The sequence below is a fragment of the Dentiradicibacter hellwigii genome, assembly GCF_041770905.1.
Lineage (GTDB): Bacteria > Pseudomonadota > Gammaproteobacteria > Burkholderiales > Rhodocyclaceae > Propionivibrio > Propionivibrio hellwigii.
In genome coordinates this window covers 1,717,221-1,742,261 of the sequence record NZ_JBEUWX010000002.1, presented here as the reverse complement: position 1 = coordinate 1,742,261, position 25,041 = coordinate 1,717,221, and the positions used below count along the sequence as shown (strand labels likewise).

At 58.7% G+C, this 25,041-nt stretch carries 23 protein-coding genes; 11 read left to right on the top strand and 12 right to left on the bottom strand.

Annotated elements, in window-relative coordinates:
- Positions 1-1,303: 1,303 nt before the first annotated feature.
- Both ABCS64_RS10205 and rapZ read right to left on the bottom strand, forming a co-directional pair.
- On the bottom strand, positions 1,304-1,945 hold the full coding sequence (locus ABCS64_RS10205) for a flavin prenyltransferase UbiX (protein ID WP_418891729.1): 642 nt from the start codon (positions 1,943-1,945) through the stop codon (positions 1,304-1,306).
- A complete protein-coding gene (gene rapZ / locus ABCS64_RS10200; RefSeq protein WP_418891728.1) occupies positions 1,938-2,864 on the bottom strand; it encodes an RNase adapter RapZ in 927 nt (308 codons plus the stop codon). Before rapZ ends, ABCS64_RS10205 begins: the two co-directional genes overlap by 8 nt.
- A 143-nt stretch (positions 2,865-3,007) precedes the next feature.
- Here rapZ and ABCS64_RS10195 point away from each other — a divergent pair, with 143 nt between their 5' ends.
- From ABCS64_RS10195 to ABCS64_RS10180, 4 genes are all read left to right on the top strand, one after another.
- Positions 3,008-4,243: a M20 aminoacylase family protein gene (locus ABCS64_RS10195; protein ID WP_418891727.1), complete on the top strand. Its 1,236-nt coding sequence runs from the start codon at positions 3,008-3,010 to the stop codon at positions 4,241-4,243.
- A gap of 540 nt (positions 4,244-4,783) precedes the next feature.
- Positions 4,784-5,770: a TRAP transporter substrate-binding protein gene (locus tag ABCS64_RS10190; RefSeq protein ID WP_418891726.1), complete on the top strand. Its 987-nt coding sequence runs from the start codon at positions 4,784-4,786 to the stop codon at positions 5,768-5,770.
- Positions 5,771-5,910: 140 nt separating this feature from the next.
- Positions 5,911-6,435 (top strand): TRAP transporter small permease, encoded by a 525-nt coding sequence (locus ABCS64_RS10185; RefSeq protein WP_418891725.1) that lies wholly within the window; start codon positions 5,911-5,913, stop codon positions 6,433-6,435.
- 15 nt (positions 6,436-6,450) lie between these two features.
- Positions 6,451-7,785, top strand: a complete 1,335-nt coding sequence (locus ABCS64_RS10180; RefSeq protein WP_418891724.1) for a TRAP transporter large permease — start codon at positions 6,451-6,453, stop codon at positions 7,783-7,785.
- 100 nt (positions 7,786-7,885) lie between these two features.
- On the opposite strand, the gene ABCS64_RS10175 is transcribed toward ABCS64_RS10180, so the two are convergent.
- On the bottom strand, positions 7,886-8,107 hold the full coding sequence (locus ABCS64_RS10175; protein ID WP_418891723.1) for a DUF1289 domain-containing protein: 222 nt from the start codon (positions 8,105-8,107) through the stop codon (positions 7,886-7,888).
- 240 nt (positions 8,108-8,347) lie between these two features.
- On the opposite strand from ABCS64_RS10175, the gene ABCS64_RS10170 reads away from it, so the two are divergent.
- The 3 genes from ABCS64_RS10170 to ABCS64_RS10160 all read left to right on the top strand — a co-directional run bounded on the left by ABCS64_RS10170 (position 8,348) and on the right by ABCS64_RS10160 (position 10,478).
- Positions 8,348-8,734, top strand: a complete 387-nt coding sequence (locus tag ABCS64_RS10170; protein WP_418891937.1) for a YajD family HNH nuclease — start codon at positions 8,348-8,350, stop codon at positions 8,732-8,734.
- 88 nt (positions 8,735-8,822) lie between these two features.
- Positions 8,823-9,395 (top strand): LemA family protein, encoded by a 573-nt coding sequence (locus tag ABCS64_RS10165; RefSeq protein WP_418891722.1) that lies wholly within the window; start codon positions 8,823-8,825, stop codon positions 9,393-9,395.
- Between the two features lie 147 nt (positions 9,396-9,542).
- Complete coding sequence (locus tag ABCS64_RS10160; RefSeq protein WP_418891721.1) at positions 9,543-10,478, top strand: hypothetical protein; 936 nt, start codon at positions 9,543-9,545, stop codon at positions 10,476-10,478.
- A gap of 151 nt (positions 10,479-10,629) precedes the next feature.
- On the opposite strand, the gene ABCS64_RS10155 is transcribed toward ABCS64_RS10160, so the two are convergent.
- The 9 genes from ABCS64_RS10155 to argS all read right to left on the bottom strand — a co-directional run bounded on the left by ABCS64_RS10155 (position 10,630) and on the right by argS (position 18,409).
- Complete coding sequence (locus ABCS64_RS10155; RefSeq protein WP_418891720.1) at positions 10,630-11,118, bottom strand: T6SS effector amidase Tae4 family protein; 489 nt, start codon at positions 11,116-11,118, stop codon at positions 10,630-10,632.
- Entirely contained in the window at positions 11,115-11,507 is a 393-nt protein-coding gene (locus tag ABCS64_RS10150) for a Rap1a/Tai family immunity protein (RefSeq protein ID WP_418891719.1), read from the bottom strand. Before ABCS64_RS10150 ends, ABCS64_RS10155 begins: the two co-directional genes overlap by 4 nt.
- Positions 11,508-11,637: 130 nt before the next feature.
- Positions 11,638-12,099 (bottom strand): ubiquinone anaerobic biosynthesis accessory factor UbiT, encoded by a 462-nt coding sequence (gene ubiT / locus ABCS64_RS10145; RefSeq protein WP_418891718.1) that lies wholly within the window; start codon positions 12,097-12,099, stop codon positions 11,638-11,640.
- A 2-nt stretch (positions 12,100-12,101) separates the two neighbouring features.
- The gene (locus ABCS64_RS10140; protein WP_418891717.1) at positions 12,102-13,022 is read right to left on the bottom strand and encodes a U32 family peptidase; all 921 of its coding nucleotides are present in this window, start codon (positions 13,020-13,022) and stop codon (positions 12,102-12,104) included.
- Positions 13,023-13,034: 12 nt separating this feature from the next.
- Entirely contained in the window at positions 13,035-14,069 is a 1,035-nt protein-coding gene (ubiU, locus tag ABCS64_RS10135) for a ubiquinone anaerobic biosynthesis protein UbiU (protein WP_418891716.1), read from the bottom strand.
- Between the two features lie 327 nt (positions 14,070-14,396).
- Positions 14,397-15,188: an SDR family oxidoreductase gene (locus tag ABCS64_RS10130; RefSeq protein ID WP_418891715.1), complete on the bottom strand. Its 792-nt coding sequence runs from the start codon at positions 15,186-15,188 to the stop codon at positions 14,397-14,399.
- Positions 15,189-15,195: 7 nt separating this feature from the next.
- A complete protein-coding gene (locus ABCS64_RS10125; protein WP_418891714.1) occupies positions 15,196-15,906 on the bottom strand; it encodes a thiol:disulfide interchange protein DsbA/DsbL in 711 nt (236 codons plus the stop codon).
- Between the two features lie 3 nt (positions 15,907-15,909).
- The gene (locus ABCS64_RS10120; protein WP_418891713.1) at positions 15,910-16,566 is read right to left on the bottom strand and encodes an SPOR domain-containing protein; all 657 of its coding nucleotides are present in this window, start codon (positions 16,564-16,566) and stop codon (positions 15,910-15,912) included.
- Between the two features lie 79 nt (positions 16,567-16,645).
- Positions 16,646-18,409: an arginine--tRNA ligase gene (argS, locus tag ABCS64_RS10115; RefSeq protein WP_418891712.1), complete on the bottom strand. Its 1,764-nt coding sequence runs from the start codon at positions 18,407-18,409 to the stop codon at positions 16,646-16,648.
- A gap of 436 nt (positions 18,410-18,845) precedes the next feature.
- On the opposite strand from argS, the gene ABCS64_RS10110 reads away from it, so the two are divergent.
- The 4 genes from ABCS64_RS10110 (at position 18,846) to ABCS64_RS10095 (ending at position 24,752) form a co-directional block, all read left to right on the top strand.
- On the top strand, positions 18,846-19,184 hold the full coding sequence (locus tag ABCS64_RS10110; RefSeq protein WP_418891711.1) for a hypothetical protein: 339 nt from the start codon (positions 18,846-18,848) through the stop codon (positions 19,182-19,184).
- Between the two features lie 91 nt (positions 19,185-19,275).
- On the top strand, positions 19,276-19,839 hold the full coding sequence (locus ABCS64_RS10105; protein WP_418891710.1) for a glycine zipper family protein: 564 nt from the start codon (positions 19,276-19,278) through the stop codon (positions 19,837-19,839).
- A 1,318-nt stretch (positions 19,840-21,157) separates the two neighbouring features.
- The gene (gene ubiB, locus ABCS64_RS10100) at positions 21,158-22,717 is read left to right on the top strand and encodes a ubiquinone biosynthesis regulatory protein kinase UbiB (RefSeq protein WP_418891709.1); all 1,560 of its coding nucleotides are present in this window, start codon (positions 21,158-21,160) and stop codon (positions 22,715-22,717) included.
- 31 nt (positions 22,718-22,748) lie between these two features.
- A complete protein-coding gene (locus ABCS64_RS10095; protein ID WP_418891708.1) occupies positions 22,749-24,752 on the top strand; it encodes a UvrD-helicase domain-containing protein in 2,004 nt (667 codons plus the stop codon).
- Positions 24,753-25,041 lie beyond the last annotated feature (289 nt).

Sequence of the window (25,041 nt, the reverse complement as noted above, 5' to 3'; positions counted from 1 at the left end):
GCCTTATGCGCGAAAGGGTATGCCCGGAAACCCCTGTGGAGTGGGCGTTTCCGGGTAGATGCCTCTGGAACCCTTATAAATAGGGTGTTTGCGGATAGGTGGCCCGGAGATGCCCTAAATACGGGGGCTAGCGGCCAGGTGCCCTGAGACACTTTAAATATAGGAATTGCCAAGGTCTGTGCGCTGACTTTCACCCACGGAACTTCTCTTAATGCCGTTGCGCTGAGCGGCAGCGCGCCCCGCTGACTTTCCTACCTTCTTTCTTTATCTCGCCAAAGAAAGTCAGCAAAGAAATGCGACCCCAGGTGCAGAAGACTCCTTGTCGCGGGTTTGCTTGGTGGCGGGCTTGATCACTCGCTTGCGCTCAAACAATCAAGCCCTTGTTCCCACCAAGCTGCCCCGCGCTTTTCTGAAATAGCGGCTTCCTTTGCCAAAATACCGCGTTGGCTCGCCTTGCCGTACTAAACGTACTGTCAGCGGCTCGCCGCCTTGTCTTTTGGCAAAGTCGAGCCGCTATATTTAGGGCGTCTCAAATATGGGTACCCTGAACCCCGCGTAGATAGGGTGTTTCCGGGCAGGCACCTCTGTAACCCTTATAAATAAAGGGCTTCAGGGTAGGGTGCCCAGAGATGCACTGTTTACAAGGGTTCCGGGTATCCTTGGAGATGTCCGAGCATAAAGGGTTTCAGAGGGTTGGTCGGGTATGGTGTTCCAGTTTATGTTTTTTGATGCCCTGAACCCCTTTATTTACGGGGACCTCCGGGCATTTTATGTTTTCTACCCTGTTTTTACGGATTTCAGAGGGGTGCTACAGAAGCTTAATGGCGGCTCGACTTTGTTAAAAGACAAGGCGGTAAGCCGCCGGCAGACCACGCAGTAAATGGCGATCCGTCACCTGCTTGTTGCCCGCCGGCCGCCGCCGCGCCTGCCGGAAAAGAAGGCCAGGGTGCGCAAGATGGCGAACTGATGGGCACGGCCGAAAGAAGGGTGTCCGCAACCCCTTATGGATAGGGTATCTCCGGGTATGTGCCTCTGAAGCCCTTATAAATAGGGCGTTTGCGGGCAGGGTGCTCTGGGATGCCCTGTTTGCGCGGGGTTCAGCGCATCTATATGTAAGACAGCGCAAAATATAGCGACCCGACGTTGCACAAAGACAAGGCGAGCCAACGCCGTATTTTGGCAAAGGAAGACGCTATGGCTTGACGTTGCCAAAGACAAGGCAGTAAGTCGCCGGCAGATCATTCAGTACGGCAAGGCTAGGCCAACACAGCAACGCCGTATTTTTCAAAGGGTGCCGCTATCCCTACCCCTCGCCCCAGCGCGCGGCAAGTTGGTGTGGGACGTTCAGCTGGTCGAGGATGCGGGCGACGACGAAGTCGACGAGTTCGGCTGCCGTGCGCGGTCGGTGGTAGAAGCCCGGGTTGGGCGGCAGAAGAACGGCGCCGGCACGTGACAGCCGCAGCATGTTTTCCAGATGGATTGCCGAGAACGGCGTTTCGCGCGGCACCAGAATCAACGGGCGGTTTTCCTTGAGCATGACATCGGCGGCGCGCTCGATCAGATTGCTGGCCAGTCCCTGCGCAATGGCGGCGAGTGTGCCCATTGTGCAGGGGCAGACGACCATTGCCGAGGGCGGGTTCGAGCCGCTTGCCATCGGAGCAAACCAGTCTTCGTGCCCGTAAACATCGAGTCTGCCGGGCAATTCGGCAAAATGTGCGCGTAATTGTCGTTGCGCGTCCGCCGCCCCTTCCGGCAGGGTGACATCGGTTTCTTGGCGGGCGACGATCCGCGCTGTCGGAGAATACACGAGCTGCACATGGCGGCTGGCGTCGAGCAGGCATTCGAGCAGGCGCAGGCCGTAAGGCATGCCGGATGCGCCGGTCAGGGCAAGGCAGACGGCGGCAGTGGGCCGGGATGCGGAATTTGCGGAATTGGCCTCAGGCATGGCGCGTTTTTGCAGGCTGCAAGGCCAGGGTTTCTGCCGGCGGCAACGGTGGCGACGGTGGTAATTCGCGGTGGCGAACGAGAACGCGCACCTGCTGCGTTTCTTGCACATACGACTGCGCCTGAAAATGGCTGGCCAGCCATTCGGCCAGATAAACCGAGCGATGGCGGCCGCCCGTGCAGCCAATGCCGACGGTCAAGTAATTGCGGTTGTCGCGGATGTAACACGGCAGCCAGGTTGTGATGAAGCGGGTAATGTCCTCGCGCATGCGGCGTACCTCGGCCTCGCCATCGAGGAACGCAGCAACTGGCGCATCGCGCCCGGTCAATGCGCGCAACGCCGGGTTGTAATGCGGATTGGGCAGGCAGCGGACATCGAAGACGAGTTCTGCATCGAGCGGTACGCCGTGTTTGAAGCCGAAAGACTCAAAAAGTAGCGTCAGCGTTTGCCGTTCGTTGGGCGTAATGAACTGGCGGATCCATTCGCGCAGCGCGTTGGGCGCCAGTTCGCTGGTATCGATGCGGTGGCCGAGGTCAGCCAGACGGGCCAGTCGTCGGCGTTCTTCGCTGATCGATTCGACAAGGGTGCGCGAGTCGCTGGCTAGCGGATGGCGACGCCGCGTTTCGGAATAACGTTTGAGTAATGTCTCATCCTTGGCGTCGAGAAAAAGGAAGTGGACTTCGTGTCCGGCTTTACGCAGGACATCAGGCTGCTGCGGCAGCGCGGCGATGCTGTCGCCGCTGCGGCTGTCGATGGCGACGGCCGCTTTACCGACGCCCTGGTGGACGAGCTGGTCGATGAGCGTCGGCAACAGCGTGGCGGGCAGGTTGTCGACGCAGTAATAAGCGGTGTCTTCAAACAGGTTGAGAGCGATCGTCTTGCCCGAACCGGATAGCCCGCTGATGATGATGATGCGCATGGCCGCCAGCATAGCGGAACGACAGGCGTGCCGGCAAGCGGCGGCATGGGGAGCGGAATACCGGCGACCCGGCGGGTGGGATGTCGGAAGCGGCGGGATTCGCTATACAATGGCTCCGTCACATTTGCCTGTGTAATTGAATCATGACGCCATGCCTTTCTACGCCTCCTCTGCTGGAGATCCCGTTTCTTTCCGACATCATTGCCATCCGCCACGATCTTCACGCGCATCCCGAACTGGCTTTTAATGAGGCGCGTACGGCGGCGCTTGTCGCCCGGGAACTGGCCGCCTACGGACTGGAAGTGCATGGCGGCCTGGCCGGCACCGGCGTGGTGGGGGTCTTGAAAAAGGGGACGGGTCAGTGGCATGGGCAAAGCGATGGCATGCGGGCGATCGGCCTGCGCGCCGACATGGACGCTTTGCCGATCATGGAAATCAGTCAGGCCGACTATGGCTCGACGCAGGCCGGCCGGATGCACGCCTGCGGCCATGACGGGCATACGGCGATGCTGCTCGGCGCAGCGCGTTATCTGAGCGCGTACCGTGACCGATTGGATTTCGAAGGCGTTGTTTACTTCATTTTCCAGCCGGCGGAAGAAGTGGGCGGCGGCGCGCAGAAAATGCTGGAGGATGGCCTCTTTCGCCGGTTTCCGATGGATGCGGTGTTTGGGTTGCACAACTGGCCGGGGCTGCCGGTCGGACAGATCGCTGCTTTTCCGGGGCCGGTCATGGCAGGCTCCAGCTGTTTTGAAATTACGGTGCGTGGCCAAGGCTGCCATGCCGGCATGCCGCATCAAGGCATCGACGCGCTGGTCGTTGCCAGCCACCTGACGCTGGCTTTGCAGACGATCGTCGCGCGCGAAATCGATCCTGGCGAAGCGGCCGTCGTCAGCGTCACGCAGATTCACGGCGGTGATGCGCTCAACGTGATTCCCGAAGCGGTTGTGCTGCGCGGAACAATCCGCACCCTGCGCCCCGAAGTCGAACGGCGCGTCGAACAGGCCGTGATGCGCCTCGGCGCGGGCATCGGGCAAACCTTCGGCGCCTCCGTCGAAGTGAGTTTTCTGGAACGCTACCCGGCCACGATCAACCACCCCGCCGAAACGGCCTTGTGCCAGCGCGCTGCGGCGCAGGCGATCGGCGGTGAGAACCTGCGCACGAGCGCAGCGCCGTCGATGGGCGCGGAAGATTTCGCCTATATGCTGCGCGAGAAGGCCGGATGTTACGTCTGGCTCGGCAATGGAGACGAGGCGGGAAGCGCCGGCGCGTATACGCTGCATAATCCGCGTTACGATTTCAATGACGCGGCGATTCCGTTCGGTGTGACTTACTGGGTCCGGCTGGTCGAATGCGCGCTGGGCGCTGCGGCGCAGAGATAAAACGGGGCGCGGCATTGGATGATAGACCTCTCTGATAGGCGCCTCTGGAGCCCGCGCCAATAGGGCGTTTCCGGGCAGGTGCCCGGAAACCCTCGTGGATAGGGCATCTCCGGGCACCTCCCCCTGAGATGCCCTGTTTATAAGGGGTTCAGGGCGCCCCCTTTGGAGATGCCCTAAATACGCGGGCTTCAGGGCTGCGGGTTGCGGAAGTTCGCCGACCAAGCCAAAAGCAGCGCGCGGCGCAAAATTGTCCGCTGCGCCGGCCTCTACGCCGGGCGAAGCGAGCCTAAAATGGATAATATTTGTGAATCTGTCACGATTGGTTGAAAAAACCCTTTAGAATCCTGACACGATAAACACAAAAGTCGGGCTGGTGTCGTCGGCTCGACAGGTGCGGAAACGTTGGTGGAAAACGGCTGAGCGTCGGTGTTGGTTGCCGCCGTGAAAGAAAGCGCTCCGGACCGCAGTGTTCGTCGGCTTTTCAAGGTCGCCAGCGGGCGGCGGATATTCTTGCATTTTCAAACAAGAGAGGAAACTTCGATGAAGCTGAAGAAAATTCTGATGACGTGCCTGGCGCTGGCGGCTGCAAGCAGCGTGTTTGCCGCGCCGGTGACCATTAAAGTCGGCGACAACTGGGGGAATACGCACCCGATGGCGGCGGCGCTGGATACCGTATTCAAGCCGCAGATCGAGAAAGGGACAAACGGCGCCATCAAGGTCGATATTTATCATTCCGGCACGCTGGGCAACGAGGCCGACCTCTGGAACGGCGTACGCAACGGCACCATCGAAGTGGCCGTCATCGGCTCGAACATGAATCAGGAATACCCGACCATGTTGATTACCGACTGGCCGTTCCTGTATCGCGACCTGAATCATGCGAAAAAAGTCTGGACCGGCCCGATCGCCGATGAACTGAGTGCAGATTTCCATAAGAAATTTCCCGCCGTTCATCTGCTGAGCTGGGGGCCGAACAGCGCGCGCACCTTTACCAGCAATAAAAAACTTACTTCGGTGGCCGATTTCAAAGGCCAGAAATTCCGTATGCCATCCAACCCGATCCACGTCGGTATCGCCAAGAATCTGGGCGCCAGCGCCCAGGTCATTCCGCTGGGCGACCTGTTCAGCGCGCTGGAAACCGGCGTCGTCGACGGCCAGGATAACGGCATGGTGACGGTTATCAGCGAGGCCTTCTACGAAGTGCAGAAGTATCTTTACGAAACCAACCACATCATCGCCACGCTGGAAGTGATCGTCAGCGCACCGTTCTTCGACAAGCTCAGCCCGGAGCATCAGAAGGTCGTGCGCGAGGCCGCCAAGGCAACCGCCGTAACCGCGTGGGATAACTATCTTGCCAGCGTCGACAAGGATCGCCAGTTCCTCAAGAGCAAGGGCGTGACGGTGACTTCCGTGACGGATGCTGACCGGCAGAAAATCATTGAAATGCTCAAGCCGCTGACCGACAAGTTGTATGCCGATCATGCCTGGGCGAAGCCGCTGACCGACAAGATTCGGGCGGTGCAATAAAAAGCCGCCTGGTCGCCGGGCGCAGCCGGAAAAGCCCATCCGCAAACCCTCATGGCCTTATGGCGGCGCCATGAGGGTTTTTCATCCCGTCGGGGCCACAGGCCCTACCAGGCCCGACCCCTACTGCCGCGAGGATTGTGATGAACCGACTTAACCTCAACCTGCTCTTCCGCAGCATAGAAGCGCTGATGGCCTTCTTTCTGGCGGTGATGATCGTTTTGGTTTTTACCAATGTGGTGCTGCGTTATGTTTTTTCGACCGGCTTCGAGTGGTCGGAAGAAATCGCCCGCCTCTGTTTCATTTATCTGGTTTATCTGGGCGCCATTGGCGCCATGCGCGAAAACCAGCATCTCATCATCGATAGCGTGCTTTCACGCATCCCCGATATTTGGCAAAAGGCTATTTATTTTCTGGTGCAGGTCGGCATCATCTGGATGATGGTTGTCCTGATCCGCGGTAGCTGGCAACTCGTCATGCAAAACCTGGGAGATCGTTGGGTGGCGACACAATTCCCCATTTATCTGGTGTATGCCGTCGGCCTCGTCACCGGCGTTTCGATCATCGTCATTGCCTTGGCGAATCTCTACCGGCTGGTCGTGCTCAAGCGACCGGTCGGTGAATTGCTCTCGGTGCGTCATGAACCCGAACAAGACGCCATGCAATAAGGACTGGAGAACGCCATGACCCTGATCGTTTTGTTCCTCGTTTATCTGTGCGGCGCCATGATGCTGGGCATGCCCATTGCGTTTTCCCTGCTGCTCGGTTCCGTTGCTACAGCGCTGCACATGGGCGGCAGCGCGACCAATCCGCAGATTATTGCGGCGCAGCTTATGCGCGGCGTCGACAGCGTGACCATGATGGCGCTGCCGTTCTTCATCATTGCCGGCGAATTGATGAACCGGGGCGGGCTGACCCGTCGCATCATCGATTTCTGCAATATTTTCGTCGGTGGTATGCGCGGCGGGCTGGGCTACGTCACCATCCTCGCCTGCCTGATTTTCGCCAGCCTGGTTGGTTCGGCCGTCGCCAGTACGGCGGCGCTCGGGGCTATCCTCATCCCCATGATGGCCGATTCTGGCTATAGCCGCGCCAAGGCCGCCGGTCTGGTCGCCGCCGGCAACATGGTGGCGCCGATCATGCCGCCTTCGGTGCCGATGATCGTTTATGGCGTCGCCGCCGGCGTATCGATCAAGTCCCTGTTCCTCGGCGGTATTGCGCCGGCGGTCTATCTGACGCTGATCATGGGCCTGGCCTGGTTTTTCATCGCCCGCAAGGAAGGCATCACGTCGCACATGCAGCGGCCGACGCCGAAGGAAATGCTGCGCATCTTCATGAGCGGCCTGTGGGCGCTGCTGCTGCCGGTGATTATCATCGTCGGGCTGCGCGGCGGCGTCTTTACCGCTACGGAGGCCGGCGTGATCGCCGTGGTTTATGCGCTGCTCATCGGTGTTTTCGTCTACCGCGAGCTGACGCTCAAGGATATGTTCAAGGCGCTCACCAATGCGGCAAAGACATCCAGCGTCGTCATGTTTCTCGCGGCTGCCGCGCAGGTAGCCGGCTACATCATGACGATCGCCCGTATGCCGCAGCTCATCACCGCGCTGCTTGATGGGCTAGTCGACCGCCCGCTACTGCTCAACTTCACGCTGATGGTCGTCGTACTGCTGGTGGGTACGGCCATGGACGTGGTGCCGACGATTCTTATTCTGACGCCCATTTTCTTGCCGCTGCTCAAGGCGGCAGGCATTGATCCGGTTTACTTCGGGATCATTTTCACCCTGGTCAATGTACTCGGCCTGCTGACGCCACCAGTGGGGCCGGTGCTCAATGTCGCCTGCGCCGCAGGGCGGGTCAGGATGGAGGAAATATTGATGCCGGTGATGCCCTATTTCACGGCGCAGTGCATCCTGCTGCTGGTGATGACCCTGATCCCCGAAACGATCCTGACCCCGCTTAAATGGATTGCCGGCTATGTGCCGAGAGTGCCGCCGCCGTCACTGCTCAATTATTTCTAGCGCTGTACGGCTTCGTTTCTAAATCCAGGGTTGGCGCCGCCGGATAAGCCGTCCGGCGATCACCAGCCCGGTTTGATCGTCGATCCGTTCAGATGCCGCTTTAGGCGCGGCCGGCTGCCTGACGGCGCTGGCGGATGTTTTCCATGGCGCGTTCGCGCTCGGCGGGCGTCATTAGCGCCCAGGAAACGATCTCATCCATATGGCGGTAGCAACCGCCGCAAATCTGGGTTTCCGGATCGATCGAGCACATACCGATACAAGGCGGTTCAACACCGATTAGGCGTTGACGTTCGGCGTCGGAAAGTGGTGTGCTAGTATTCATTGACCGACTCCCTTGAAGGAAAAGAAAAACGGGAAAACAGCAGACCTAATTGTACTCTCGTCCTTGCCACGGCGCTTTGTGTGTGGGGTGTGGCATGAGGGCGCACCGTGTAATGGTGTGTTCCGGAATTCGGCTAAACGCCCGTGCGACGTGGGTTTGCGGGCAGCGGTTTTGGCTATAATCCATCGCTGGAAGACCGGATGCGGGAGCGCGTATGTACAGGATAACGAAAGGGTGGAGATGACAGATTCGGCCAAGCGGGCACATGCCGACCGGATGGTCGTCGAAGCTGTTCAGCGCCGGCAGCAGCGCGAAATGGGCTACCGCGAACAGGCATTGAAACTTTTTCCCTGGGTGTGCGGCCGTTGTGCGCGCGAATTCACCCATGCCAACGTCCAGCAATTGACCGTGCATCACCGCGATCACAACCATCACAACAACCCCAAGGATGGCAGCAACTGGGAGCTGCTGTGCATCTATTGTCACGAAAATGAGCACGCGCGCGAGCTGGATGCGGCGGCGAGCGCAGGGCCGGGCAGCGCGGTTGATGGCAAGGCGCCTGCCCGGCCGGCGACCTCGCAGCCCTTGGCTAATCTGAAAGCATTGCTTGAACGAGCGGGCAAATGATGAGGGGTCGGCGCATTGTTGGTAAATCTGTCCGGTTTTCTCTGTTTGGCGTTGCTGGGATTTTTAGAAGATTCTTAGGAGATTGACGATGGAAGTGATGAGTCTGATGATGCTTGGCCTGCTGGCCGTGGTCGTCATTTACGCCGTTCAGCTTTACAACGGGCTGGTTTCGCTCAAACATAACGTCGATAAAGCCTGGGCGAACATCGATATCCTGCTCAAGCAGCGCCATGATGAGCTGCCCAAGCTCGTCGAAACCTGCAAACAATACAAACAGTTTGAGCAGGAGACCTTGCAGCGTGTGATTACGGCGCGTTCGCAGGTGCAGGAAGCGCGCCAGGCGCAGGATATTGCGGCGCTGGGCGGTGCGGAACATGCATTGCGCAGCGGTTTGGGACGACTGTTCGCGGTGGCCGAGGCGTATCCGGAACTGCGGTCGAACGAGAATTTCATGCAGTTGCAGCAACGTATCAGCAGCCTGGAAAATGCAATTGCCGACCGCCGCGAGCTGTATAACGAGTCGGTCAACCTCAACAACGTGCGCATTGAACAGTTTCCCGAGGTGCTGCTTGCCGGAATGTTCGGCTTTACCGCCAAGCCGCTGCTCGAGTTTTCCGGTGCCGAGAAATCGGATGTCGATCTCAAGCAGCTTTTCAGCTGAGCGGAGAGCGGGGCAAGCTACGCACTGCCGTGAGTCGTCAAAAAACGGCGAATGGCCGCAATGCCATATCTGTAAGCCGGCCGGCACGATAGCGCAACGACGGCAACGTGACGCCATGATGCGGCCAGTACGGGGGGAGTAGGGCGCTTGAGAACGTTGCCGGTCATAGTGCTGTCGTGGCTGATCTCTTTTCTGCCTTCATTCGGTCAGCCCCGTCTTAGCCAGTTCATTATTTCAGGCGGACAGATCTGCCTGCTGATTTTGTTGTTCCAGTTCGATGATCCGACATGGCGGACGTTCTGGCTATCCACCATGGCTGCGCTGAGTCTGCTCGGCTGGACGCTGGCCTTGCGCCGCCGCCGTGCAATTACCGACTGCCCTGTATCACCGATCGCTTCTGCCGCGCAGGGCTACGTCAGCCTGCATGGCCGGGGGAAGCCGCACGATCCGCCGCTGCGCTCGCAGGTCTTCCAGAGGCCCTGCGTGTGGTATCGGTTCGAAACGGAGCGGCGGGAGTCAAACAACCGCTGGGAGCATGTTGCCAGCGGCGAGAGCGAGCTGGATTTCCTCATTGATGACGGCAGTGGCGAATGCGTGGTCAGTTGTGACGGTGCGGAAATCGAAACGACGCATCGGGAAACGCGGGAACACAGCAATTACCGCACGACGGAGTGGACGCTGCGCATTGACGACAAAATTTACCTGCTGGGCTACCTGCGCACACGCAACCACATGGCCGAACTCGATACGCGCGAGGATATGAAAATACTGCTTGAGGAATGGAAGCGGGATCCGGACGCCTTGCTCAGACGCTTCGACCTCGACAAGAATGGTGAGATCGACATGCAGGAGTGGGCACTTGTGCGCCGCGCCGCCCGTCGTGAAGTAGAAAAGCAGCACCAGGAGGCGCGCGAACTGGCCGATACGCACCTTGTCGGGCGCCCGCCCGACGGCCGGCTTTACCTGATTACCAACCGCGATCCGTCGCGGCTGGTGCGCCGCTATCTGTTATGGATGATTTTTCACCTGATCGTTTTCTTCGGCAGCCTGATCGGGATTGCCGCGGTGCCGCATTTCACATAAGAAAATTGTTCGGATGTGTTTACCGATAAGCAGATATTAGCGCTTTCCAGAAACATAGAATCACATCCCACCTGTTAGTTAGCAGAAGATAGATGCTTGCTTGATCTAATATGTTGTGGTGGTCCATGAACTAGAAACTAGAAAAATTCAATTAATCCAGCTGCCAGAACCATACCTCTTTTGAAGAGAAATAGCATGCTGAATTACATACATGCATGCTATTTGCTGTTTCGATCAAATCTATGTGGCTACCTCCATAGCCATCAATCTTCCAAAAAAATACTATCCCCTTTTTCCCTGCCAATTTGGTTGGTGCGTCGGATGCGTCGAATATTTTTGGTTTGCCCAGGATTTGTGGCTTTGCAAGCTGATCGGCGAGAAGTTTTGCACCAGACTCAACCTTCAGTCCTTTATATTTCCCCTTTTTGATCGGTAGGCGTCCATCAAAGAGAACTCCAGATTTGATCAATGCTAAACTCATTCGTGTTGCGCAAGTATTTTTATACGCATTATCTTGTGTGATCAATGTTTTTTGATCGTATCCAATCTCATTATAGAGATCTTCTCCCGACACGTAGTCGGATTTATATATATCCGAAGTATAGTGATTGCTCTTCAGAATTGAATATAAAAGTTTCATTTATTTTTAGCCTTGCAGGAAAGATCTTTCTTCAAAATATCCATAATGACAAGCGCGGCTCTCTTCTGAAGAAAAACTGGGTCCGCTTTTTTCAAGCCTTCATAAATAGTTTCATTTAGAGAAATTGTTTTGATATGATAATAATCACACCATACGGTTCCTTCAGTAGCATCGAGAACACCAAGAAGGTACATCTCGGCATAACGTCTTTCAACTATATTTTTACTCATGAAGGCTGCAAAGAATTCAGCGGCAGTTAAATTATTATTCTCAATAATCAATGATTGGGAATCTGGCAGTGGCCGCAGTAGCTTGGTTTCAGCATAAACATGAACAGAAATACCAAGGAATAGCAACATAATTAAACAGCGGACGTTTAGTTTGAGCATAAGTTTTTATCCTTCTGTATTGATAAAAGAATAGATTTGATTTTCACATTTTATCAATCAATGTATATGGGTACCAGTCAAATAGCTATGAACTTCAGATGCCCGATAAGGTAAATCCTATTGTTTTATTTCAGCAAATAGTAGGCATATCTCGGAATTTCGGCCATTCAAGGGCATCCAGCATGTTTTTGACGATCAGGCCGAGTTCGGTGTCGCCTTCAATGGAAAGCTGTCGGTTGAAGAACAGCGTATCCGGGTCTTCCTGGCGCACGGCCAGTTGCAGAAAGGCCGAAAGATCGGCGCGGAAGGCAAGATCAGGCGTTTCCGGCAGCGAGAACAGCGGGCAGAAGCATTCGTCGCGGTAGGTGAATGCAGCCTTGCCGCCGGTGTCGAGTACGTCGATCAGGAAGGTTTTTCCGGCCAGCGGCTGCAAGTCATCGCGCGACAGCAGTTTGGTACGCAGCGCGCCGTTCAGAATCGCTGTCAGTACGCAGGCGTGTGGCCATTGTGGCAGGCGGCCGCCAATGCGGGCGATGAACGCCGGCAGTGTGAAGTGCGGGATGGTCGGCAGTTTGAAATGGTTTCCGGACATATTCAGACTCCTTGCAAAGTGTTGAGCGCCATTTGGTGCTTGGAAACGATGCCCGCCTCGCCAAACCAATAGCCATCAACAAAGCCATTATCTGCCCATTCCTGTTTAGGCGCGGGTACGATGCCCTCCATCGTACCCGCCACGTGGCGGGCGGTGTCGAAGGCGGCGATGATTTCCGGCATATACGCCGGTTGTGGACTCAGACGCAGGATATCGATCCCCATCGCCTGCATGTCGGGAACTTCGGCCAGCAGGTTATAGGTTTGCGCCGACATCGTTTGAATGCCGTTGAGCGCAAGGAAGGGCTGGCCTTCGCGGGTTTTCAGCGTGGCCGCTTCGGGGTGCTCGATGCATTTGAACTGACAGTTATCCTTGTTAAGCCCGTAGTGGCGCGCGGTAAAGCAGCGCGCCGAAAAAGCCAGCGGCAGCTTGCCGAAAACGAACACTTCGGTTTCGACGCCGGCTGGCCGGTGCGCGTGCAGGGACTGGATGTGCGCACGCGAGGCTTCCAGCGGCGGCACCCAGCGCGTCAACCCGTAACGGTGAAAAGTAGCGAGCGTCGCGGCGTTGTAAATGTTCAGGTGCGGGCCGGCGACGAAAGGGCGGCCGGCGGCGACGTTGACTGCGCCGAGATCATTGGCTTCAACCTTGCAGCCGGCGCCGTCGATCAAACGGCGCAGCGCTTTTAAATCACCTTCCGATTCAAGTAGCGCCTGCGCCGAGACGACCACTTCTTTGCCAGCATCGGTCAGCTGACGCGCCAGTGTCAGCCAGTCGGCGGTGCGCAGCAGCTGGCGGCGCGAACAGACGACTTCGCCCACGTAGATAATGTCGAGCGCGGCGATCTCGGCCATCTCGGCGTAGAAATCGAATACGCGGGTCTTTGGCCAGAAAAAAAGCAGCGGACCGAGCGAGAGTCTCATGGCCGTTTGTGTTCAGCGCCAGGGCCGGTCGTAGGCGCCGAGCGTGACTTGCGACCCTTCGGAGACTTTGCCGAGTTCGGCCTGCCAGGCGGGTTTAACGCTGAAATGATCGGCATCGCGGCCCAGTTCATCGAGCGCCGCGCGTAAGGTGCGCGTCACCTGTGCAACGTAGGCTGGGCTGCGCTGACGCCCTTCAACCTTGATGGCGGCAACACCGATGCGGGCGATGTCCGGCAGCAGCTCGAGCACATTGAGACTGGTCGGCTCTTCCATCGCGTAATAGGTTTCGCCGTTGACCTCGAAGCGCCCTTTGCACAGCGTCGGGTAGCCGGCCGGTTCGTTGTCGCCGTAACGGTCGATGAGAATGCCGTTCAGGCGGGTATTCATTACGCCCGGTTTTCTTTCCCATTTGACGAACTTGGCCGGCGAGCAGGCGCCGACAGTATTCGGCGACTCGCCCGTGGCGTAGGACGAGAGCCAGCAGCGCCCCTCGTTCATGACGCACAGGCTGCCGAAGCCGAAGACTTCGATCTCGACGGGCGTGTTCCGGATGACCAACTCGACCTGCGCCAGCGTCAGTACGCGCGGCAGCACGGCGCGCCGGATGCCGAATTCGCGATGGGCGAAATTGACCGCCTCGTAACTTGTCGCCGAGCCTTGCACCGAAAGGTGCAGGCGCAGCTGCGGGTGGCGCCGGCTGGCATAGTCGAGCAGCCCGACATCGGCGAGAATCACGGCATCGACGCCCAGGTCGGCGGCGCCGTCGACCGCGCGATGCCAGTCAGCCTCGCGCCCTGGCTGCGGGAAGGTGTTGATCGCCATCAGCACGCGACGGTTACGCCGGTGCGCGTAATCGATGCCCTCGACCATCGCCTTGTGATCGAAATTCAGGCCGGCGAAATTACGCGCGTTGGTGTCGTTCTTGTAGCCGAGATACACCGTGTCGGCGCCATGATCGACGGCAGCCTTGAGCGCCGGCAGACTACCGGCCGGGCAGACGAGTTCGGGAATCTTGTGTTGCGGCATGGCGTTGCTTGGCATCGTCATTGTTTATCGATATTCGGAATCGGCAAGTATACCGGCCACGCGCCCCCGGCGCATGGGCGTTGTGATGCGTGATTGGACGCAGGGCGGCGGCTTTTGTTCCGCGCGGGCAGCGCGGCTTCCTTTGTCAAAAGATAGGGCGGATCTCGGGTAATTTTCCGTTTTATGTTTTTTGATGCCCTGAAGCCCTTTATTTACGGGCGCTTCCGGGAAATTTATATTTTCTGACCTGTTTGAGCAGGTTTCAAAGGAGCACCCCAGAAGCGCATATGGCGACCCTTTTTGTCAAAAACAAGGCGAAGCCAACACCGTATTTTTAAAGGCAAGCCGCTACAGAACCTTCGGCTTGCGCGGCGCTTTCGCGAACAGTCGGTCATAGAAGCCGTTAGGCAGCAGACGCAGCACTTTGGCGACGATTCCCATTTGCCAGGGAATGACGGTGTAGCTGACGCCCCGGTCGATGGCGCGGGCGAAGCGCTGCGCGGCCTCGTCCGCCGACAGCAGAAAAGGCATGGGGTAGGGATTAACCGCCGTCATCGGCGTTTTGATATAACCTGGGGCAATGGTCACGACTTTGATACCGGAGCTGCGCAGTTCGACGCGCAGGCTTTCAAGATACGTGATGGCGGCGGCTTTCGAGGCGCTGTAAGCGCCCGCGCTCGGCAGACCACGGATGCCGGCGATCGAAGCGATGCCGACCAGCCGGCGGGCACGGCCATCCCCGACCGCATTGCGCATGGCGGCGATAAATGGCGAAAAGGTTGCGCTCAGGCCGAAGACGTTTGTTTCGAGAATGCGCCGGAAAGCGGCAAGATCTTCGGCATATTCGGTCAGCGTGCCGGAAGATACGCCGGCATTGGCGATGACAATGTCGGGCGCACCGTGGCGGGTGATGAAATCCTCCGCGGCGGCCTGTAGCTGCGCTGCATCGGCGACATCAAGCGGATAGCAGGTAACCTGCCGTGCACCCAGCGTTGCCAGGGCTTTCGCTACCGTGACCAGTTTTTCGTGATCTCGCGCCGCCAGGCCAAGCGTGCCGCCGCGCGCGGCGTAATACTTCGCCAGCGCCTCACCGATGCCCGATGAGGCACCGGTGATAAACAGGCGCGGCGGCGCGTTCATTCACCGTTTATTTTTTGCCGGTTTTCGGTGCGGCTTTCGACGCAGTTTTGGGCGCGGTTTTGGCTGCGCGTTCGGCACGCCGCTTTTCGATGACCAGATCGGTGCGCGTGAGCAGTTCGTGCGCTTCCTTGATGCCTTTGGTCAGCACCCGGTAACGCCCATCGACGACGAGGGCGGGTACGCCGGGAACGCCGGCGGCCTGCGTCATCTGGTCGGCGCGCCGGGTTTTGCTGACCACGCCAAAGGCATTGAAAGCGTCATGGAACTTCTTGGCGTCAACACCTTGTGAGGCAACCCAGTCGGCCAGGCTTTTTTCATCGACAAGCTTGAGCCCCTTCATATGAATGGCTTCAAAGGCGGCCTTGTCCAGGCGTTCCAGCTCGCCCAGCGCTTCCAGCGCGTAGTAGAAGCGCGCCATCAGCTGGTAGTACGGCTGGTTGAAGCCGACGGGCACACGGTAGAACGTGACATCGGCCGGCAGTTTGGCTGCCCAGCGGTTGAGGCTGAAACTCAGGTCAAAGCAGTGCGGGCAGCCGTAGGAGAAAAATTCGACGACCTCGATTTTGTCCGGATTGTCGGTCGTCAGCGGCGGATCAATGGCGACGTAATGCGTACCGGCGACGGGTCGTTGCGCCTGCGATTGCGCCTGCGCCGGCAGAACACAAGCCAGGAAAGACAGGCCGAAAGCGGCCAGCCAAAGAGAAATGCTGCGTTTCATGAACTATTCCTTTTTAACGATGGATGCACTAATACCCTGTTTGGCCAGTTCGGATCGCATGCCGTTGATTTCGTCAAGCCGGCGGAACGGGCCGAGGCGAACGCGATACCACACTTTGTCCTGCAACATCACCTGCTGCACCGTTGCTTCCATACCCAGCATGGCCAGACGCGCCTTCTGGTTGTCGGCCTCGGCCGGGTTTTGATAGGAGCCGGTTTGCAGATACATCGGTTGTGTCAGCGCGCCGGGTTTTTCCTTTTCCTTATTGTCCGCGGTTTTTGTCTCCTTCCTTTCTTCTGGCGTCGCCTCGCCTTTGCCGGGCAAAATCTTGTAAAAATCAAAGCGTGGCTTGTCGCCCTCATTGCCGCCATCGGCGCGTGTCTGGGTCTGCGGCGCCGGGTCGCCGGGCTTGCCGGGCAAGGTGAGCGGCCCTTGCGGCACCGGCTTGTCGTCGGCCTGTCCATCGTTCGCTGCGCCGGCCGTTCTGGCGGGCGGCTGGATTTTGTTGGAGAACGGTGCGGGCGTCTTGAAGATGTACCAGACGACCGCCGCTGTCGCCAGAACGCCGATGATCAGCCCGACGAATAGACCCGTCAGCACATTGCCGGCCGAAACGGAGGGCTTGCTTAGGCGTCGGCCGCTACGCGCTTGCGCTTTCATATGAGACTTCTTCCTTATGTCTATTTAGCCGAAACGGTTTGCATACAGGTGCCAGTTCTTGATGCTGCAAGTCGGCAGTTTACATGGATTGCGGGCAACTGACGCCAATGATACCCATGCCGTTGCGCAAGGTCTGACGCACGGCCGACGCCAACGCAACGCGTGCGTCTTTCAGTGCGGCGTCCTCGACCAGCATGCGCTCGGCATTGTAATAGCTGTGGAAGGCGGCGGCCAGATCCTTCAGGTAGAAGGCGATCATGTGCGGCGCCAGATCGCGCGCCGCCGCTTCGACGACTTCAGGAAATTCGCGCAGCTTTGCCGCCAGCGCCAGTTCATACGGGCTGTCGAGCCGCGCCAGGTCGATCTGGCCGAGCGTAGCTTCATCGCCGTCCCATTGCATCAGTACCGAGCAGATGCGGGCGTGCGCATACTGGATGTAATAGACGGGATTTTCGTTGGTCTGGCTGGTGGCTAGATCGAGATCGAAATCCAAATGCTGGTCGGATTTGCGCAGCACGTAGAAAAAACGGCAGGCGTCGTTGCCGACCTCGGCGCGCAGTGCGCGCAGAGTGACGAATTCGCCGGAGCGCGTCGACATCTGCGCCTTTTGTCCGTTGCGGTACAGCACGGCGAACTGCACGAGTGCGATGTCGAGCTTGTCAGGATTGAGGCCGAGCGCTTGCAGGGAACCCTTGACGCGCGGGATATAGCCGTGGTGATCGGCGCCCCAGATATTGATCATGCGGTCAAAACCACGCTCGTATTTGTTCAGGTGATAGGCGATGTCTGAGGCGAAGTAGGTATACAGACCGTTGTCGCGCTGGACGACGCGATCCTTTTCATCCCCGAAGGTGGTTGAGCGGAACCATTTGGCGCCGTTCTTGAGATAAATGTGCCCGGCAGCCTCCAGGCGGGCGACGCAACGCTCGACGAGTCCGGCATCGAACAGCGCTTTCTCCGAGAACCAGACTTCATAGTGCACGCCGAATTCGGCAAGGTCTTCGCGGCAATCGTCGAGCTGTTCGGTGAGAACGTAATTGTGTACGTACTGCCATTCCTCGCCGAGCAGGCGTTTGGCATTGGCGATCAGTGCGTCGAGATACGCTTCGTGCTGCTGCTTGGCCTCGTCGTCGCTGCCCCCGGCCTCGGGCAGGCCCGGTGTGTCTGCGAGTACGTCCGCTGCCTTATGCAGCAGGGCTTCGCCCCGCGTCTGCTTCATGGCGGCCGCCATGGCGCGCACATAGTCGCCTTGATAGGCGTTCAGCGGGAAGGCCACCTGCTCGCCGCACAGTTCGAGATAGCGCAGCCATGCGGAAAGCGCGAGGATGTCCATCTGCCGGCCGGCGTCGTTAACGTAGTATTCGCGCGTCACGTCCCAGCCGGCGAAGGCCAGCAGGTTGGCCAGGCTGGCGCCATACGCGGCGCCGCGCCCATGACCGACATGCAGCGGCCCGGTCGGGTTGGCTGATACAAACTCAATTTGAACTTTCTGTTTGCCGCCAAGCGTTGAGCGGCCAAAGGCATCGCCCTGCGCCAGGACTTCATGCACGATGGCCAGTTTGGCGGCTGGTTGTAGGTGGAAATTGATGAATCCTGCCCCCGCGATGTCGACCTTGGCGACGAAGGGGGAGGCGGGCAGTGCGGCGACCAGTCCTTGCGCCAGCTCGCGCGGATTGCGCTTAAGCGCGCGCGCCAGCTGCATGGCGGCATTGCAGGCGAAATCGCCATGTGCAGCCTGCTTGGGGCGTTCGAGAAGAATGTCGGTGCCTGCCTGGTCAGGCGCAATGTGCGCCAATGCGGTGCGTATCAGGTCGGCAAGATGCGTCTTGATGTTGTGATTCATCGGAAAAGCGGTGAAAAAATAAAGCTAAGCTGTCAACAGCAGAGAAAAAATTCGGAAAACGGAAATAGGAAAGCAGGTGCGAAAAACGGCTATCAGGCGCTACAAAAGGGCCGGGCGCCGATTATACGATGCCCGGCGCGCGCAAGGGCGTATTTTCAAATGCGCTGCCTGCGGATCGTTTTCTCAACGCATGATTTTGCTGTTTTTGCATGATGGGCCCGTGTGGGCCATAAATCAGCGATGTATTCAAACTCAACCGTACCCTTGCGTTGGTAGATTCGCGCTCACCCGCAGGTAGAAAATACGGGTTATCGACACAATTGTTTACATTTCACTGGGGGTCGCACGTGGACAGCCCTTCCGGGCTGACCTAGACTGATTCATACACGCCGATGCATGAAAGGATGAGCATCGTTGACATGATGAGGATAAAAACATGAATGCAAATAAGCGCAAAAAATGGCTGCTGGCCGGCGCGGTGCTGCTGGCGCTGGGTTCGGGCAGCGTCTGGGGGCATGGGCGCGTCCATTTCGGCTTTGGCTTCGGGCCGGGCTTTTGGGATCCGTGGCCGTTTGACTATTACCCGCCACGGCCGATTTACTACTATGACTATCCGCCGATCATCATCCAGCAACCACCGCCCGTCTATATCGAACGCGCCCCTGCGCCAGCGCCGCAGCAGTACTGGTATTACTGCGCCGCTTCGCGCGCGTACTATCCGCGCGTGAAAACCTGTCCGGGCGGCTGGATGCCTGTCCTGCCGGAAACGCCCTAAACACAAGGGATCCAGGCATGCTGTTTGCCCTGCCTGCACGGCGGGGCGCCGCATGAAATGAGGAATTTTGTTGCTGAACCGGAGATATTTCATGAAACGGATTGCAGGCATGACGGCGCTGGTCGCCATGGGTATTCTGTCCGGCTGCGCCACGGCGCCGACGGGGCCGAGCGTGCTGGCCTTGCCTGGCACGGGCAGAAGTTTCGAGGACTTTCGGGCGAGCGACACGCAGTGCCGCGCTTATGCCTGGCAGCAGATCGGCGGCACGGCGCCGCAAACCGATCCCGGTGTGCGCGATGCCGTCGTCGGCACGGCGGTAGGGGCTGCCGCGGGCGCGGCAATGGGCGGCCACCACGGGGCAGGCATCGGCGCCGGTGCGGGGCTGCTGCTTGGCTCCGCGGTAGGCGCGGGGGATAGCCGGCATTATGGCTATGATGCCCAGGAACGCTATGACAACGCCTACATCCAGTGCATGTATGCCAGCGGGCATCGGGTGCCTGTCCCGGCTTCCATGGCGCAGATCCTGCGCGAGCCGACGCCTGCATTCGCGCCCACACTGTCTCCCGCCACGCCTGCCGCAGGCAGCATCCCGCCGCCGCCCAAAGGCAGGCCGCCGGCCTTGCCGCCGCCGGATTACGTCCCGCCGGTACGATAGCGGTTTTCCTTAACAGCGTCTTCCTTTGCCAAAATACGGTGTTGGCTCGCCTTGCCGTACTGCTTGTACTGTCAGCGGCTTACCGCCTTGTCTTTTGCAAAGTCAAGCCATAGCGGCTTCCTTCGCCAAAATACTGCGTTGGCTTCGCCTTGCCGTACTAGGCGTACTGCCTGCGGCTCGCCGCCTTGTCTTTTGGAAAAGTTAAGCCGCTATGTTTTGGTCGTCTCAAATATGGGTGCCCTGAACCCCGCGTATTTAGGGCATCTCCGGGCACCCTACCCTGAAGCCCTTTATTGATAAGGGTTCCAGAGGCACCTGCCCGGAACGCCTTTATCCGCGTCGGGTTCGGAGTACCCCAAAAAACCCTTACCCTTTGGGAGAGGATAAAAAAGCAAATAAAGCGCAGGAGAAAAATCAAATCCCATCTGAAGTAACAGAAGCCAAGCCTTTGGCGTGTTGCCCTCTCTGCCCCTTCGGGGCATCTCCCCCACAGGGGGAGAATTAAAAACCCATCGACCGCCGATGCGACGGTTCCGTGACGCCTTCCCCAAAAGGGGGCTGCCCGCAAGCCCACGTATTTAGGGCATCTCCGAGAGGTATGCGCTGAAACCCTTATAAATAGGGCGTTCCAGAGGTGCCTGCCCGAAAACGCCCTATTCACGCGGGGTTCAGAAGTGTGCCCCGAAAGCCTCATAGCGGCTCGGCTTTGCCAAAAGACAAGGCGGCGAGCTGCAGGCAGTACGATTAGTACGGCAAGGCGAGCCAACGCCGTATTTTGGCAAAGGAAGCCGCTATTTCAGGGACGCGGGGCAGCTTGGCGGAATCAAGGGCTTGATTGTCTGAGCGCAGCGAGTTATCAAGCCCGCCGCCAAGCGACCCGCGACAAGGAGTTTTCTGCGCCTCGGGGTCGCTTTCTTTGCTGACTTTCTTTGGCGAGATAAAGAAAGAAGGTAGGAAAGTCAGCGGGGTGCGCTGCCGCTCAGCGCAACGGCATCAAGAGAAGCCTTGCGGGCGGAGTCAGCGCCTACAGTCAAACAATCCTTTCAATCCTTGTTTTTAGGTTCTGCCGAGAGACTGCCCGCTAGCCCGCGTATTTAGGGCATCTCCGAGGGGGATGCTTTGAAACCCTTATAAACAGGGCATCTCCGGCACCCCTGCCCGCCAGCCATTTATTTATAAGGGTTTCAGAGGCGCCCGCCCGCAAACGCCCTATCCACGCGGGTTTCCGGGGAGGTGCCCTGAATGATGTTTCGGGGCGGGATGCAGTCCGCCCGCTGATTCGGGATAAACTTGTGTCTTTGCTTTTTCCATCAGTCCGATGCGTCTTTTTCGCTTCATCAAGATTATCGCGGTGGCGCGCCGTTACGGCGTCGATACGCTGATTCTCGAACAGGAACCGGGCGGCTGGCTGGGCCGGGCGGCCCGCTTTTTCCGCGTATTTAGCGCCCGCGCTGCCCCCTTGCCGCGCGGGGAGCGGATACGCCGCATGCTGGAAGATCTCGGCCCGATTTTCGTTAAATTTGGTCAGGTGCTGTCGACGCGGCGCGACTTGTTGCCTGTCGATATCGCCGATGAGCTGGCGAAGTTGCAGGATCGCGTGCCGCCGTTTTCCGCCGAACAGGTGCGCGCGCAGATCGCCGCCGCTTACGGCGGGCGTCGGGCAAACGAGGTGTTTGCCGAGTTCGAGGAAACGCCGGTAGCCAGCGCTTCGGTGGCGCAGGTGCATTTTGCCCGCCTGCGGGCGGAGGATGGCGGTCATGAGGTTGCCGTCAAGATTCTGCGCCCGGGTATGGAAAAGGTGGTCGCCAACGATCTGGCGCTGCTCGATTCGGCGGCGGGTCTGCTGGAAGCCGTCTGGGCCGATGGCCGGCGGCTCAAGCCGCACGAAGTAGTGGCCGAATTCGCCAAATATCTGTACGACGAGTTCGACCTGATGCGCGAGGCGGCCAACGCTTCGCAGCTGCGCCGCAACTTCGCCGGTTCTGCGCTGTTGCGCGTGCCGGAAGTGTATTGGGATCTATGCACGACGACTGTGATGGTCATGGAGCGCATGCATGGCCTGCCGATCAGCCAGAAGGATGCGCTCGTGGCGGCCGGCGTTGACCTCAAGGCGCTTTCGCGCGCGGGGGTCGAGATTTTCTTCACGCAGGTATTCCGCGACGGTTTTTTCCATGCCGACATGCACCCGGGCAATATCTTTGTTGCCGTTGATCCGGAACATTTCGGCAAATACATCGCGCTGGATTTCGGTATCGTCGGTACGCTGTCCGAGCGGGACAAGGATTATCTGGCGCAGAATTTCCTTGCCTTCTTTCGCCGTGATTACCGGCGCGTTGCCGAAGCGCATATCGAAGCCGGCTGGGCGCCGCCGGAAACGCGCGTCGATGAATTCGAAGCAGCCATTCGTGCCGTTTGCGAGCCAGTATTCGATCGTCCGCTGCGCGAAATTTCCTTTGGCAAGGTGTTATTGCGCCTGTTCCAGACGTCGCGCCGGTTCAAGGTCGAAATCCAGCCCCAGCTCGTCATGCTGGAAAAGACGCTGCTCAATGTTGAAGGCTTGGGGCGGCAGCTCGATCCCGATCTCGATTTATGGACGACGGCCAAGCCTTTTCTCGAACGCTGGATGAGCGAACAGCTTGGCTGGCGCGCGTTGCTGCGTAATATGCAGCAGGAAATGCCGCTCTGGTCGCGCAGCCTGCCACAGTTGCCGCGCCTGGTGCATCGTGCCTTGGCGCATGGGTCGGCAGACGATCTGGCGCCGTTGCTGGCCGAGTTCAACGCCAGCCAGCGCCGGCAGAATCGGCTGCTGGCGGCGATTGCCGTGCTGCTCGCAGCGGCGCTGGTATTCCTGTGCTTTTTCTTCCTGACGCTTCATTGATATTTCACTGCCGCAACAAGGTTTTCCCGCGATGTCCATACAACTCAATCCGCCTCAGCGGGAAGCGATTCATTATCTCGACGGCCCGCTGCTCGTGCTGGCTGGCGCGGGGTCGGGCAAGACGCGCGTCATCACGGAAAAAATTGCCTATCTAATCCGCGCGTGCGGCTTGTCGCCGGCGACGATCGCCGCCATCACCTTTACCAACAAGGCGGCGCGGGAGATGCGGGAGCGCGTCGAAAAGTTGCTGGGTAGCCGGCCGGAGGGGCTGACCATTTCCACCTTCCACGCGCTGGGTATGCGCATTTTGCGCGAGGAGGCGCGGGCGCTTGGCTACAAGCCGAACTTTTCGATTTTTGATGCGGCCGATGCGTTGGGCATCGTGTCCGACTTTGCCGGCAGCGCCGACAAGGCGACGATCCGCCGCCTGCAAACGCAAATCTCGCACTGGAAGAATGCGCTCGTTTCGCCCGATGCGGCACGCCGCGCCGCTGGCAACGAATCTGAAGCACGAGCCGCACAGGCCTATGCGGGCTATGTGGCGACGCTGAAAGCCTACCAGGCGGTGGATTTTGACGATCTGATCGCGTTGCCGGTCATGCTGTTCGAGACCTTTCCCGAAACGCTGGAAAAATGGCAGCATCGGCTGCGTTATTTGCTCATCGATGAATATCAGGATACGAACGCTTGCCAGTATCGCCTGCTCCGCCAGCTGGCCGGCGTGCGCGCCGCCTTTACCGCCGTGGGCGACGATGACCAGGCGATTTACGGCTGGCGCGGGGCGGATATCGAGAATTTGCGCGGGCTGCCGCGCGACTACCCGCAGCTCAAGGTCATCAAGCTCGAACAGAATTACCGCTCGACGGTGCGCATCCTGAAAGCGGCCAATGCGCTGATCGCCAATAACCAGAAGTTGTTCGAGAAGAAACTCTGGTCCGATCTGGGCTACGGCGATCCGATCCGCGTCACCGCTTGCAAGGACAATGAAAAAGAGGCCGAACAAGTAGTGATGAAGCTGCAAGCGCATCGGTTTGAGCATCAGGCGAAGTTTTCCGATTACGCGATTCTTTATCGCGGCAATTTCCAGGCGCGCCTGCTCGAACAGCATTTGCGCGACCAGCGCGTGCCCTACATTCTGTCCGGCGGGCAGTCGTTTTTCGACAAAACGGAAATCAAGGACATCACGGCGTATCTGCGCCTGCTGACCAACCGCGACGATGACCCCGCTTTCATCCGTGCCGCGACCACGCCGCGGCGCGGCATCGGCAGCGCGACGCTGGAAGCGCTGGGAGCCTACGCCGGCGAGCGCCGCCGTTCGCTCTTCGCTGCCGTGGGTGAGGAGGGCTTTGCGCAGCGCGTGCAGGCGCGCCAGTTATCGGCCTTGCAGGATTTTTGCCGGTTCATCGACCGCCTCGAACAGCGCGCCCACCGAGAACCGGCCGAGCGCGTGATGAATGACCTGCTCGACGCCATTGGTTACGAAGCCTGGCTGCGTGGGGAAGACGAGCGTAAAGCGGCCGAGACGCGCTGGGCTAACGTGCAGGAACTGGTGCAATGGTTGGTGCGGCGCGGCGAGGAAGACGGAAAGACGCTGATTGAACTGACGCAGATGATCGCGCTGATCAATCTGCTCGATCGCCAGCAAGAGGGTAGCGCCGGCATGCCGGATGCCGTACAGCTTTCTACGCTGCATGCGGCCAAGGGCCTGGAGTTTGGGCACGTATTTCTGATCGGCGTCGAAGAAGGTGTGCTGCCGCACCGTGAATCGCTCGATCCGGCCAAGCTTGAAGAAGAACGCCGGCTGATGTACGTCGGCATCACGCGCGCGCGGCGTTCCCTGCATATCAGCTACGCCGAGCGGCGCAAGCAGGGGCGCGAGTTTTTGCCTTCCGCACCGTCGCGCTTCATCGCCGAGATGGGCAAGGACGATCTGCGCTTTTCCGGCAGTGGCGCCAATGCCGCAGCAACGGACAAGGCCAGCGGCAGCGCCCGGCTGGCCGCCATGCGGGCAATGCTGGCGGGAAAAGCAAAATAAATACAGTTTTCCGTGGGAGGCGGATACACTTTGCCGCCGCATCAAATGCGGCTCCGGGGCACGCTGTTTCTTTCTGGGTATTTCGAACAGGTCTTTCGCAATCCAGCAATCCGAACCGGCTCTGATCAGGCGACAACGCCTCTGACCGATAGGTATCGGGATGCCGATGTTGCATGTGTAGTCGTTGTCTGGAAGAGTGCGACCAGTGAGGTAAAAAACTCTCGTGCCGAGGCGTATTTGTATCTTTTTCCGCTTCGTTGGGAATATACTTTTGAAATAGTTGGAGACC